Here is a 12,459-nt window from a genome sequence, read left to right as displayed (position 1 = left end):
CGCGTGCGGAGCGCACGAAGACCCCCGTGTCAGGAGCCCGTTCGCGCGAAGGGCTTGTGTGCCTCGATGAAATGACGCCCGCCGGCCGCCGCCTGATCGGCGGGCGCGGAGACCCACAGGTCGTACGTGCGGTGCGGCCCGCCGTCCTGGGCGCCGCCCGCCCCGGGTGAACTCCCGGACAGCGGCGGGGAAGCCGTCGTGCGTGGTCTCGCGGACCGAGCCCTCCCGGTGGCCGGGGTAGCCCGAAGGGTCGGCCCCGTGCGCCTGCCGCCTCACCGCCGTAGGGACCGGATGGCACCACGCCACCTCCCCGCCGGCCCCGGCGAACACCGCAGTACCTACCAGGACTTCACCCCTCACCAACCGAAGCCCACCAGTCGACTCCGCCAGAGCTGGTCGCTTCTGAAGAAGCTCGCCGTGGTTCTTTCACACATCGCCTCCAATCCGCGGGCCCGTCGGCCTCGAAGGACATGTGAAGCGCGTAGGTGCGGCGTATCGGATGGCGGGAGTTTCGTGTGGTAGATCGCAAGGTGGCAGTGGTCGGCGCCGGGGTGGCGGGCCTGACCGCCGCCTACGTCCTGTCCTCCTCGTGCGAGGTCACCCTGTACGAGCAGGACGGACGTCTCGGGGGCCACGCCCACACCCGTGAACTGGCCGAGCCCGGAGGCGGGGTGGTGGCCGTTGACTCGGGGTTCATCGTCCACAACTCGCGTACCTACCCCACCCTTCTGCGCCTCTTTCGCGAGCTGGGCGTTGCCGTGCAGGACACCGAGATGAGCATGTCGGTGCGGTGTGACGGCTGCCGGCTGGAGTACGCGGGCGCCCGCGGACCGGGGGGACTGTTCGCCTCACGAGCCGCCCTGCGGATGCGCTACCTCCGCCTGCTCGCCGAGGTCCCGGTCTTCCACCGTGACGCCCGGCGCCTGCTGGCCCGTGGCGCCTCACCCACGCTCACGTTCGGGGACTTCCTGCGCCGGGGCGGCTTCTCCCCCTACTTCGTCAGCCACTTCGCGCTGCCGCTCGTCTCGGCGGTGTGGTCCTGCCCGGCGCGCACGGCCCTGGCCTATCCGGCCGCGTACCTGTTCGCGTTCCTGCACCACCACGGTCTGCTGTCCGTCACCGGTTCACCGCAGTGGAAGACCGTCACGGGTGGCTCGGGCGCCTACGTCGACGCCGCCGCAAAGCACGTACACCGTGTCCGCACCTCCAGTGCGGTCGACGCTGTGCGGCGCACCGGCCGAGGAGCACTGATCACCACCCGCGACGGGACCACGGAGGCGTACGGCGCCGTGGTCATCGCCACCCACCCCGATCAGGCGCTGCGCCTGCTCGCCGACCCGACAGCGGAGGAGAAGCGTCTCCTGGGAGCCTTCGCCTACTCCCGCAATCCCACCGTGCTGCACACCGACACCTCGATCCTGCCCCGCTCACCGAGAGCCCGCGCGTCCTGGAACTACCATCTGAGCGGCTGTGACCCCTCGACAGACCCTGTGCGCGTCAGCTACGACATGCGGCGCCTGCAACGCCTTCCGGCCGGTGCCGAGTACGTCGTCACCCTGGGCGGGGAGGAGATCGTCGCCCCGGACCGCGTGGTGGAACGCATGGTGTACGAGCACCCGGTCTACACGCCCAGGTCACTCGCGGCGCAGAAGGAACTGCCCGGCCTGAACACCGAATTGACCGCGTACGCGGGCGCCTGGCACGGCTGGGGTTTCCACGAGGACGGGTGTCGCTCCGGCGTGCTCGCCGCCCGCTCCCTGGGGGTGCGGTGGTGACGGGAACCGTACCGGCGACGCCCGCGCTGTACGAGTGCGAGGTCACGCACGCGCGCACCCTGCCGCTGCGCCACTCTTTCCGGCACCGCACGTATCTGTGGTGCGTGGACCTCGACGCGCTGCCGGTGCTGCCGGTCCCGGTCCGGCCGCTGGCCGGGTTCGACGCCCGCGACCACTTCACGGGCCGCGCCGGGTCCATCCGTGCCGGCCTCGACGGTTACCTGGCCGGCCAGGGCATCGACCTGGACGGGGGACGCGTCGTGATGCTCGCGCACGCGCGGGTGCTCGGTTTCGTCTTCAACCCGCTGAGCGTGTACTGGTGCCACGACGCCTCAGGCGGCCTGGTGTGCGTGGTGGCCGAGGTCCACAACACGTACGGGCAGAGGCACTGTTACCTGCTCCACCCCGACGGCGAGGGGATCGCCGAGGCGGACAAGACCTTCTACGTCTCCCCGTTCTTCCCGGTCGAGGGCCGCTACCGGATGCGGCTGCCCCTGCCCGGAGACGAGTTGAGGCTGGGTGTGCAGCTGCGGACTGCCGAAGGCCGTCCCTTCACCGCGAACGTACGTGGACGCCGCCGGCCCGCCACCGTGACCGCCCTGCTGGCGTGCGCGGCGCGCAGGCCCTGGTCGACCGCCGCGGTGTGGGCCGGGATCCGTGACCACGGCATCCGCCTGTGGCTGCGCGGCCTGCCCGTCCAGCCCCGCCCCGCGAACGCCCCTTCGCCGCGACGCTCGTGCGCCTTCTCCGCCGCGCCGCCGGCGGATCCCCCACATGCCCCGGACCCTTCGCGCGGCCCGGACTCCCCGGACTCCCCGCACGCCCCGCAGAAAGGCACGCAGCCGTGAACCGTCCCGCCTCCGCTTCCCCGGGCCGTACCCGAGTGCCCCGGCTTACGGTGCCCGCGCAGCCCTACCCGGCCAGGAGCCGTCCCGCCACGTCCCGCCGACCGGCCTCGGTGGGCAGCGTCGACGCCGACCGCTGGCCGGACGTGGCGCGGCTGCCGAAGGCGGGGCGCGGCCGAACGGTCGTCGCCCGGCATCTCGTGCGAAAGGCGCTGAAGGACCTGTCGCTCCTCGCGCCCGACGGCGTCGGCGACGCCGCCGCGCCGACCGGGTCCGTGCTGGTACTCCGTGACCCGGACGCCTTCTATCGCAGGATCGGCAGCGCCGGTCTCATCGGCTTCGGGGAGTCCTACATGGCCGGGGAGTGGGACAGCGACGACCTGCCCGGAGTGCTCACCCGACTCGCCACGCACGTCGACGACCTCGTGCCGGCCCCGCTGCGCGGGCTGCGCTCCCTGTGGTTGTCGGCCCGGCCGAGTGGTGACCGCAACACCCCCGACGGCGCGCGGCAGAACATCCACCGTCACTACGACCTGTCGAACGACCTGTTCGCCGCGTTCCTGGACCCCGGCCTCACGTACTCGTCGGCGGTGTTCCACGCCTTCCCGGCACGTTTCGCGTCCCTGGAGGCCGCCCAGCATCGCAAGATCGACCGGCTCCTGGACCTCGCCCGAGTCGGCGCGGGCACAAGGCTGCTGGAGATCGGTACCGGCTGGGGCGAACTCGCGCTGCGGGCCGCCGCCCGGGGCGCGCGGGTCACCACCCTCACCCTCTCCGCCGAGCAGGCCGCCCTCGCCAGCGAGCGGATCCGGGCAGCCGGCCTGGCCGATCGCGTGGAAGTCCAACTGCGCGACTACCGGGCCGCCGAAGGCCGTTTCGACGCCGTGATCAGCGTCGAGATGATCGAGGCGGTCGGGGCCGAGTACTGGCCCTCCTACTTCGGCGCCCTGCGCGGCGCCCTCGCCCCTGGCGGCAGAGTCGTCCTCCAGGCCATCACCATGGGCCACCGGCAGATGCTGCACACCGCCGCCACCCACACCTGGATCAGCAAGTACATCTTCCCCGGCGGGCTGATCCCCTCCCGCGCGGCCATCGCGGAACACTCCGCCGCCGCCGGGCTGCGCACGCTCGCCGACCACGGCTACGGCCCCCACTACGCCGAGACCCTGCGCCTGTGGCGGGAGCGGTTCACCGCCCAGGGGGACGCCGTCGCCGCCCTCGGTTTCGACTCCGTCTTCCGGCGTATGTGGGAGCTGTACCTCGCCTACTCGGAAGCCGGTTTCCGCTCCCGGTACCTCGACCTCCGCCAGATCGTCCTCACCGAAGGGACCGCCCGATGAGGCCCGCCGCCGAACGTCTCGCCGACCTGCTCGGCCACTTCGTCAGGGGCCCGCTGCCCGTACGGCTCCACGCGTGGGACGGCAGCGCGGCCGGTCCTGCCGACGCGCCCCGGGTCTCGCTCCGCTCCCCGACGGCGCTGCGCCGGCTGCTGTGGCAGCCCAACGAACTGGGCCTGGCGGAGGCGTACATCACCGGAGATCTCGACGTCGAGGGGGACCTCGCCCAGGCCCTCTCCCGGGCCGGGCGGGTCGTCCGGGACCAGGGCCTCGTCCGGCCGGGGCCGGTTTCTGCGGCTGCGGCAGGGGCGCTGGCTGTCGGCCTCGGCGCGGCCGGACCGCCACCGGGGAAGCCCGACGGCCGGGCCAGGCTCAGCGGCCGTCCGCACACCGCGGCGCGCGACCGCGCCGCGATCAGCCACCACTACGACCTCTCCAACACCTTCTACGCCCTGCTGCTCGACGAGTCGATGGCGTACTCGTGCGGGTACTGGACCCGCCCGGACGACCCTTCGTACACGCTGGCCGACGCGCAGCGGGACAAGCTGGAGCTGATCTGCCGCAAGCTGGGCCTGCGCGCCGGGGACCGGCTGCTCGACGTGGGCTGCGGCTGGGGCTCGCTCGCCGTGCACGCCGCACGCGAGCACAAGGCCCGCGTCACCGCCGTCACCCTCTCCCCCGCGCAACGGGACTTCGTCACCGACCTCCGCGTACGCGAGGGCGTGGCCGATCTGGTGGACGTCGAGCTGAGGCACTGGCGGCACATCGACGCGGCGGGCTTCGACGCGGTGTCGGCCGTCGAGATGGGCGAACACGTCGGCGGCGCCGAGTACCCGCGCTTCGCCGAGAAGCTGCACGGCGCGCTGCGGCCCGGGGGCCGGCTGCTCGTCCAGCAGATGTCGCGGGGAGCGAACGCACCCGGCGGAGGCCGGTTCATCGAGACGTACATCGCGCCCGACATGCATATGCGTCCTGTCGGGCGGACCGTGGACCTGCTGGAGTCCGCCGGTCTTGAGGTCCGCGATGTCGAGTCCCTGCGCGAGCACTACACGACCACCATCGACGCCTGGCGCGACCGTCTCGAAGCCCGGTGGCCGGAGTTCGAGGCGCTCGTGGGTGCGACGGCCTGCCGCGTCTGGCGTCTCTATCTGGCCGGCGCCTCCCTCGCGTTCGCCGAGCGGCGGATGGGTGTCGACCAGATCCTCGCCGTACGCCCCACCCGCGAGGGCGAATCGGCCATGCCGCCGACCCCGGCCTCCTGGTACGTGACGGAGGGCCGGTCGTGAGCTCCCCCGACTGGAACGTCCTCGTCCCGAATCTCCTGATCACCGCGGCTGTCGCGGCGGCGGTCCTGCTCGTCACGTTCGCCGTCGCCGTACGCCGCGGCCTGCACCGCGTCGTCGACATCGCCTGGGGCATCGCCTTCGGTTCGGTCGCCGTCGTCACGTACGTGCTGTCCGACGGGCACGGAGACGACGGACGGCGCCTGCTGGCCGCCGCCGCGACCGTCGTCTGGGGGCTGAGGCTGGCGGTCCACATCGCCCACCGGTCGCGAGGTCACGGCGAGGATCCCCGCTACCGCGCGCTCCTCGACAAGGCCCCGGGGAACCCGACCTGGTACGCGCTGCGCACCGTCTACCTCCTCCAGGCCGGACTCGTCTGGCTGATCTCGCTGCCCGTCCAGCTGGCCTCCTACAGCGCCTCACCGCTGGGCCCGCTCGACGCCGTCGCTCTGACCCTGTGGGCGGCCGGGCTCACCTTCGAGACCGTCGGCGACCGTCAACTGGCCCGGTTCAAGACCGACCCGGCGAACCGCGGCCGCATCATGGACCGGGGCCTGTGGGCATGGACCCGCCATCCCAACTACTTCGGTGACGCCCTCGTCTGGTGGGGTCTGTACCTCCTGGCCTGCACCACCTGGCAGACGGCACTGACAGGCCTGGTCTCCCCGGTCGTCATGACGCTGCTGCTGACCGTCGGCAGCGGCAAACGCCTCCTGGAGAAGCACATGGCCCAACGTCCCGGCTACGCGGACTACGCCGCCCGTACCAGCGGATTCCTCCCCAGGCCGCCGCACCGGTCCCTCTCACGGCACCGGAGATGAGGATTGCTCACGACCCGCGCGGCCACGAGGACACCGCTCCGCCACCGGTGTCCACCCGCCGCCCGCCCCGGCGCCCCCGGCCGGCGCACACGACGACGTCCTCGTCTGCCGCGTTCGCTTTTGCCGCATCCGCCGGGGCTTGCGGAGGCGGTCGCGGGGGTGGAGTCGGTGGTGCTCAGGTGATGCGGTGTTGCCTTTCGGGTACCTGATCGCAGCGGCGTCCGGCTTCGCCGGACGGAGCGTGTTGAGGTGGAGTTGTGAGGCTGAAGACCGTGCCGGAGGAGGAACATGACCGCTCGACACCGTCGGACTCCGGACGCCGTCGTGATCGGTGCGGGTCTGGCCGGCCTGGCCTGCGCCCTGGATCTGTGCCGCGCTGGGCGGCATGTGGAGCTTCTGGAGGCGTCCGACGGCGTGGGCGGCCGGATGCGCACGGATCGGCAGGACGGGTTCCTGCTGGACCGTGGATTCCAGGTGTTCAACACCGCCTATCCTCAGGTGAAGCGGCGCCTCGACCTGCGGAGCTTGCGGTTGAGGCCGTTCACTCCGGGCATCATCGCGCACACGTCGACGGGGCCCGTGTGCCTCGCCGATCCGACGCGACGTCCGGAGAAGGCGGGAGCGCTGATCCCCGGTCGGGTGCTGTCGGCCCGGGATCTGGTCGCAATGGCGGCGCTGACCGCCCGGGACGCCCTCCTGCCCGCCGGCTCCTTCAAACGGCGTCCGGACCGTTCCACCGCCCACGCCTTGTCTCGCGCCGGACTGTCTGACGCGGCGGTCACGGAGATCCTGCGGCCGTTCCTGTCCGGCGTGTTCCTGGAGGACCGGCTGGAGACCTCCGCGCGCTTCTTCCATCTGGTCTTGCGGAGCATGGTGAGGGGAACGCTCTGCCTGCCCGCCGACGGCATCGGTGCCGTACCCGCCCAGCTGGCCGCAGGTCTGCCCGACGGTGTCCTTCGGCTGGAGACACCGGTGGCCGCGCTCACCGCGTCGGGGGTTCTTCTGGCGGACGGCCGGGAACTGCCGGCCACGTCCGTCGTGGTGGCGACGGACGCCGCGTCGGCGGCCCGTTTGCTGCCGGGCCTGGACGTGCCGAAGGGCCGTACGGTGACCACGTATTACCACGCGGTCGCGAGCACACCCCTGGCTGAGCCGACCCTGGTGGTGGACAGCTCCGGAACGGTGCTGAACACCTGTGTTCTCACCGAGATCGCGCCCACTTACGCTCCGCCCGGTACCGCGCTGGTCTCCAGCTCCGTACTGGGTGCCGCGCGGTCCGACACGGACGGGGTGGTCCTCGCACGGCTGGCCAGGCTCTACGGCACCGACACCAGCGGCTGGCAGCAGGTCGCCGTGCACACCGTCGAGGGGGCACTGCCCGCGATGGAGCCACCCTGGCCGCTGAGTCGTACAACACGTTTCTCCCGGGGCCGGTACGTCTGCGGGGACCACCGGGCGACCGGTTCCGTGCAGGGCGCGCTGGCGTCGGGCACACGGGCCGCCCGGGAGGTGCTGAGCGACCTGGCACGCGGCTGACCCGGGTCGGACACCGACCGCCGCATCCTCAACGGTGCGCGTGTGCTGGTGGCCGGCGCCACCGGCGTCCTCGGCGGCACCCTCGCCGCCGAACGGGCCGACCGAGGAACCCGCCCGGCGCCGCAGGCCGCGCCCCGGCCCGCCTCGCCCGGGCCGCCGTTGCACACCGGGGCCCTCCGACCGTCCTGTTCGACGCCTACGCCCCCGCCTCCCGCGGCCGCGCCGTGCACGGCGCGGCAGCCGGCCTGGGCGGGCCGGACGCGGTGGTGACGGCTTTCGGATCGGTGGCCTTCGGCCAAGCGGCTGAGGTCGGTGACGAGGTCGCGGAGTACTCGATCGCGGTCAACTTCCTCGCGCCCGTCGCATTCCTCCGTGCCGCACTCGGCATCATGCGGCCCGGTTCCGTGATCGGCGGCGTCGCTGATTTCCACCCGGTGGGCGGGCCGTCTTCGACGACGTACACCCCACCGGCCCCGGGTCTCAGCTGTCATGGCGGTGTGTCACCTCGCGCGCGTTCCTGTTCGCGTACCTCCGCGAGGTCGGTGAGCCGGTCGAGCTGCCGCACCGGTCGGGAGGTGCGGTAGTTGTGACCGAGCCGTTCACGGTGCCGGTCGAGGAAGGCCCAGTAGCCGGCGGTGTAGGGGCAGGCGTGCTCACCGGTCCGGTCGCCCGGGCGGTAGCGGCACGGTCCGCACAGGTCACTCATGCGGTGCACGTAGGAGCCCCCCGACGTGTAGGGCTTGGTCGTCATCCTGCCGCCGTCGGCGTACTGGGACATGCCCACAACGTTGGGGACCATGACCCAGTCGTATCCGTCCACGAAGCAGCGGTGGAACCAGTCCGTGAGCGCGGCGGGGTCCCAGCCCCGCTGTAGGGCATAACTGCCGAGGATCATCAGCCGGGGGATGTGGTGGGCCCACCCCGTGTCGCGTACCTGAGCCAGGACCGTACGCAGGCAGCGCGCTTCCACGGCGTCCGCGTCCAGGTCGTTCCACCAGTCGGGCAGCGGGGCGGTGTGGTGCAGGACGTTCGAGTCCCGGTACTCCTCACCGAAGTACCAGTACAGCTGCCACACGTACTCGCGCCAGCCGGCGATCTGCCGGACGAAACCTTCCACGCTGTTGATCGGCGTCCGGCCGGCTCGCCACTCCGCCTCCGCGCGCGCGACGCATTCGGCCGGGTCGAGCAGGCCGAGGTTGAGCGGAGCCGAAAGCAGGCTGTGGCTCATCACCGGGTCCTCGGCGAGCATGGCGTCCTCGTACGGGCCGAACGTACCGAGCCGGCGTTCAAGGAAGCGCCTGAGAGCAGCCCGAGCCTCGGCGCGGGTCGCGGGGAACAGGCGCGGTCCGTCGCGTCCGACGAAGGAGACGTCACCGTTCCTCTCCCAACGGTCGAGGTCATGACGGACCTCGTCGTCGATCCCGTCCTCGCGCGGCCGGTAGGGACGGCCGACCGGCAGCACCGCGGCGTCGTGGGGCGGAGGACGGCGGTTGTCGTGGTCGAAGTTCCACTGGCCGCCGACCGGGTCGCCGTCCATCAGCAGGTCGTGTTCCCGGCGTACCCACCGGTAGAAGTCCTCCTGCCGCAGCCGCTTGCCGCCGCGCCCGGCCGCCCACGCCGCGAAGCTGTCCATCGGCACCAGGAACCCCCGCGCGGGACCCACGGTCACCTGAGGCAGGGAGCGCACCAGCCGTACCGCCGCGTACGAGGTCGGATGATGGACGGTGACCGGGCGGCTGCCCGCTGCCTGGGCCAGCCCTTCCCGGTAGGTTTCGGCCCGGACGTAGGTCATCCGGTCGCCGAGTTCTGCCGCTCGGTGGCGCATGGCCGAGAGCACCAGGTGCGCCTTGGCCCGGTGGATGCGACGGCGCCGGAACACCGACCGGGCCTCGATCATCAGCAGCGGCGTGTCCCGGCCGGGGCCGTTGTCCCCGGGAGTCAGGAAGTGCGGACCGAGCTGGTCGCCGAAGAGCCAGTGCATGTGTCGCTCCTCAGTCGCGACCGCAGGCACGCTTGAAGCGTGCCGGCCCGTCGGCGAGGTCGATCAGCGGTTCGGGGTGATCGATGCGGGCACGCGGGTCCTCCGGAAGGGGCCAGGGCTGGTACACACGTCTGTCGTCCACGTCGCGCGGCTCGGGCACCGGTCGGCGTACATGGACGCCCTGCGGATCGAAGCGTTTCCCCCGGGTCCCGAAGTGCGGGTACAGCGACGGCCGGGAGGACGCGTCACCCCCCAGGTCGTCATGCCTCTCCGCATACGTGGACAGTCCCGCCCGCTGGGCGTCGCGGCAAGGTAGCGGCTCGCCGCTCACCCCCTCGGGGACGGAGACGTTGCGCGGTGCCGGGAGGATCTCCCGCAGGCGCTCGCCCGACCAGCGGTGGAAACAGGGGGTGAGTACGGAGTAGTGATCGGAGCCGGACGGCTTCACTGCCCCCGGTGCCACGGCGGTGATCACCGTGCCGTGCACCCGCGATGCCGCGCCGCCTCCGCGCAGATGCTCGTGCAACTGCCTCTCCCGCCGGTCGGCGTACCCGGTGACGCCCCCTGCCATATGCACCACCTCGTCGGCCCTCGTCGGTGCGGCGTGCGGCGCCGGATGGTCGTGCAGACGCGGATCCGATGTGAACAGGACGACCGTGACGCTCATGTCATCACTCCTGATGTTGTGGAACGGCGTTGTGCGGACGACTGCCGCTCTTCGCCTGGGGCCGGTGTTCCGGATGCGGGCGTCGCCGAGAAGGCCGCGTGGGTGGAACAGGGCCCGCTGCCGGTGGCGGGTGCGGCCCTCGGTGTCAGTCTCGGCGTACATCTCCCACCACGCGAGACGGGACACGCGGACCACTCGATGCCCGCGCGCCAGGTTTCACGATCAGCCCTGCCCCTTCGATACTGATTGCGCCGGGAACGGGCTAGGAAACAGGCTTGGTGACCCGTCAGGAAAGCGAGCGTCAGCCCGCCAGGGACCGTCACCGATCGCCAGGGCGTACGGCCCGTCACACATCGACCGACCAGGTAGCACCCAGCTCAGAGGCCTGGCTGGTAGACCTTTCGAGGAGGATCCGTTGAGAATGCTCAATGTCCCCTGGTTTGGCGCGGCCGCAGGTCAGAGCCATGCCGGGGTCCACGAGGTCAGCTCTCACCCGCGGCATGGGGACCTGCTTCAAGACCTGCGATTGCGCAAAGCCGAGCCGATGCCCCCATGCCTATGTCATCCGCTTCCGTGATGCCACGGGCAGACGCTTGCCCGCGCTTGTGCCGCATCGTGCCCGTCGCGTGCTCGGCCCCCGACGGGTTTCCAGGGACACGGCGGTTGCGTCCCCTCCGGGCGTCAGCCGACGATCGGCCTGCGATAGCGGACGTACTCGTTGCGGCGCTGGAATCCCACGCTTTCATACAGGTCGTACGACCGGTTCGGATTGGCCGTTCCGGTACTCAACCGGGCGGTCCGCGCACCGTGTTCGCGAAGACATCGCAGTCCGTCCAGCAGCAGCGCCCGCCCCACCCCTTCTCGCCGAAACTGCGCCCGCACGCTGAGCTCCTCCACCTCGCCCACCGTGGGGTCCTGCCGGCGGACAGCGCACAGGGCGGCCCCTACCATCCGGTCCTCGCGCCACGCCGCCCGCCAGCAGGCCGCGTCGGCGACGGCGACGAACCTCTCGAACGGCCATGTCTCGGTGAACGCGACATCGGCGTAGGAGTCGACCACCGTCTCCCAGGCCGCGCGGAAGTCACCGGGCCTGACGGCACCGACCCGCGTCCCTGGCGGCAGCGGCGCCCCGTCCGGAAGACGCCGGAGATCGGTCAGCTCCAGTTCCACGAGACTGAAGACCCGCCGATATCCGGAGTCGAGCAGCAGCTCCGTCGCCTCCCTCTCCGAGGCCGAAGCATTCGCGCCGAACACCGCCGTCCGCTCCGTTCCATGCTCGCTTACGAGCTGTCGGACCCGGCTTTCCGCCCAGCCGAGCATCGCGGAGCCCACACCCCGGCCGCGGTACTCGGGCAGGAGATAGCCACGGTGCAGGTACAGCCATGTCCCGTCCCGCTCCTGCCACCAGTCGACCGTCACATAGCCGACAACCCGCCCCTCGTGCTCCACCAGGATTCGGTTCCCCGACGAATCGTCCCGGGCAACGCCAACCCCGGCAATCTCGTCCTCCGTCGGAAGCCCTTCCACGACCGAACGCGGGTCGGTCCCGTCCCGCTCCGCAGAACCCAAACGCACGGCCACCATCGCGACGGCATCCTCCGCACCCCGGTACAACCGAAGGGAAAAACCCGGCAGCCACTCCACGATCCGCCCCCACGCTCCCCCAGCGCCCACTCGGCAGCACGCGCCGGACAGCCTTCATCGTGTCTGGGGCACACCGTAGTCCCTGACAGGGTCGATGACCTCGGCCAGCGCTGAACAAACACCGGGGGCTCACCGCCCGATCACGCAACCGCCCGTCCTCAACGCAGTCGCCGCAGCCGCCTCACTCTCGCAATGCCTGCGCACGTCCGCCCGTCCGGGCATAGTCACACCACCGGTTCCCCATCGTGGACCGGGCCGTCCGGCAGCTGCGCGTGAGCCGCAGTTGACGAGGTCGGGGAACGCACCCCTAATCGGACCGCCGCGCTGGGACTGGAGCAGCACCGGCCCGCGGGCGCGGTAGCCAGCGGTCTTCAGAGAGGCGTTCACCGATTCGGCGGCCGGCAGTTCACTGCCGCTGCCGGGCACGGCACGCCGATGTACAGAAACTCTCACCCCGGTCGGGGGGGGCGGCCGCGGGGGCGGGCGGCGCCGTCTACTCGGCCAGAGAGCGAGACCCTGGGCCCGGGCGGGGGGGGGGCGGGGGGGGGGGCCGCTAGGGCACGAGTGAAT

9 protein-coding genes are annotated in these 12,459 nt (G+C 71.7%); 6 read left to right on the top strand and 3 right to left on the bottom strand.

Annotated elements, in window-relative coordinates; genetic code table 11:
* Positions 1-515: 515 nt before the first annotated feature.
* The 6 genes from ACFWU9_RS33385 to ACFWU9_RS33360 all read left to right on the top strand — a co-directional run bounded on the left by ACFWU9_RS33385 (position 516) and on the right by ACFWU9_RS33360 (position 7,597).
* Positions 516-1,775, top strand: coding sequence for an NAD(P)/FAD-dependent oxidoreductase (locus tag ACFWU9_RS33385; RefSeq protein ID WP_384324828.1), 1,260 nt, complete (start codon positions 516-518; stop codon positions 1,773-1,775).
* Positions 1,772-2,623 carry a DUF1365 domain-containing protein gene (locus ACFWU9_RS33380; RefSeq protein ID WP_384324827.1) on the top strand — a complete coding sequence of 284 codons (852 nt, stop codon included), beginning with the start codon at positions 1,772-1,774 and terminating at the stop codon, positions 2,621-2,623. The genes ACFWU9_RS33385 and ACFWU9_RS33380 overlap by 4 nt, the downstream gene beginning before the upstream one ends.
* Before the next feature lie 35 nt (positions 2,624-2,658).
* The gene (locus tag ACFWU9_RS33375; protein WP_384324826.1) at positions 2,659-3,960 is read left to right on the top strand and encodes a class I SAM-dependent methyltransferase; all 1,302 of its coding nucleotides are present in this window, start codon (positions 2,659-2,661) and stop codon (positions 3,958-3,960) included.
* Positions 3,957-5,243, top strand: a complete 1,287-nt coding sequence (locus ACFWU9_RS33370; protein WP_384324825.1) for a class I SAM-dependent methyltransferase — start codon at positions 3,957-3,959, stop codon at positions 5,241-5,243. Before ACFWU9_RS33375 ends, ACFWU9_RS33370 begins: the two co-directional genes overlap by 4 nt.
* Positions 5,240-6,061 (top strand): DUF1295 domain-containing protein, encoded by an 822-nt coding sequence (locus ACFWU9_RS33365; protein ID WP_384324824.1) that lies wholly within the window; start codon positions 5,240-5,242, stop codon positions 6,059-6,061. Before ACFWU9_RS33370 ends, ACFWU9_RS33365 begins: the two co-directional genes overlap by 4 nt.
* 288 nt (positions 6,062-6,349) lie before the next feature.
* Positions 6,350-7,597 carry an NAD(P)/FAD-dependent oxidoreductase gene (locus tag ACFWU9_RS33360; protein WP_384324823.1) on the top strand — a complete coding sequence of 416 codons (1,248 nt, stop codon included), beginning with the start codon at positions 6,350-6,352 and terminating at the stop codon, positions 7,595-7,597.
* Positions 7,598-8,084: 487 nt separating this feature from the next.
* Here ACFWU9_RS33360 and ACFWU9_RS33355 read toward each other — a convergent pair whose 3' ends face one another.
* From ACFWU9_RS33355 to ACFWU9_RS33345, 3 genes are all read right to left on the bottom strand, one after another.
* The gene (locus tag ACFWU9_RS33355; RefSeq protein ID WP_384324822.1) at positions 8,085-9,578 is read right to left on the bottom strand and encodes a cryptochrome/photolyase family protein; all 1,494 of its coding nucleotides are present in this window, start codon (positions 9,576-9,578) and stop codon (positions 8,085-8,087) included.
* Between the two features lie 10 nt (positions 9,579-9,588).
* Positions 9,589-10,245 (bottom strand): hypothetical protein, encoded by a 657-nt coding sequence (locus ACFWU9_RS33350; protein ID WP_384324821.1) that lies wholly within the window; start codon positions 10,243-10,245, stop codon positions 9,589-9,591.
* Positions 10,246-10,926: 681 nt separating this feature from the next.
* Positions 10,927-11,829 (bottom strand): GNAT family N-acetyltransferase, encoded by a 903-nt coding sequence (locus ACFWU9_RS33345; protein WP_384324851.1) that lies wholly within the window; start codon positions 11,827-11,829, stop codon positions 10,927-10,929.
* Positions 11,830-12,459 lie beyond the last annotated feature (630 nt).

This window comes from Streptomyces sp. NPDC058653 (assembly GCF_042716895.1).
Classification (GTDB): domain Bacteria; phylum Actinomycetota; class Actinomycetes; order Streptomycetales; family Streptomycetaceae; genus Streptomyces.
Note: the sequence above shows the minus strand (reverse complement) of the source record. Positions and strands in the feature narration are given on the sequence as shown.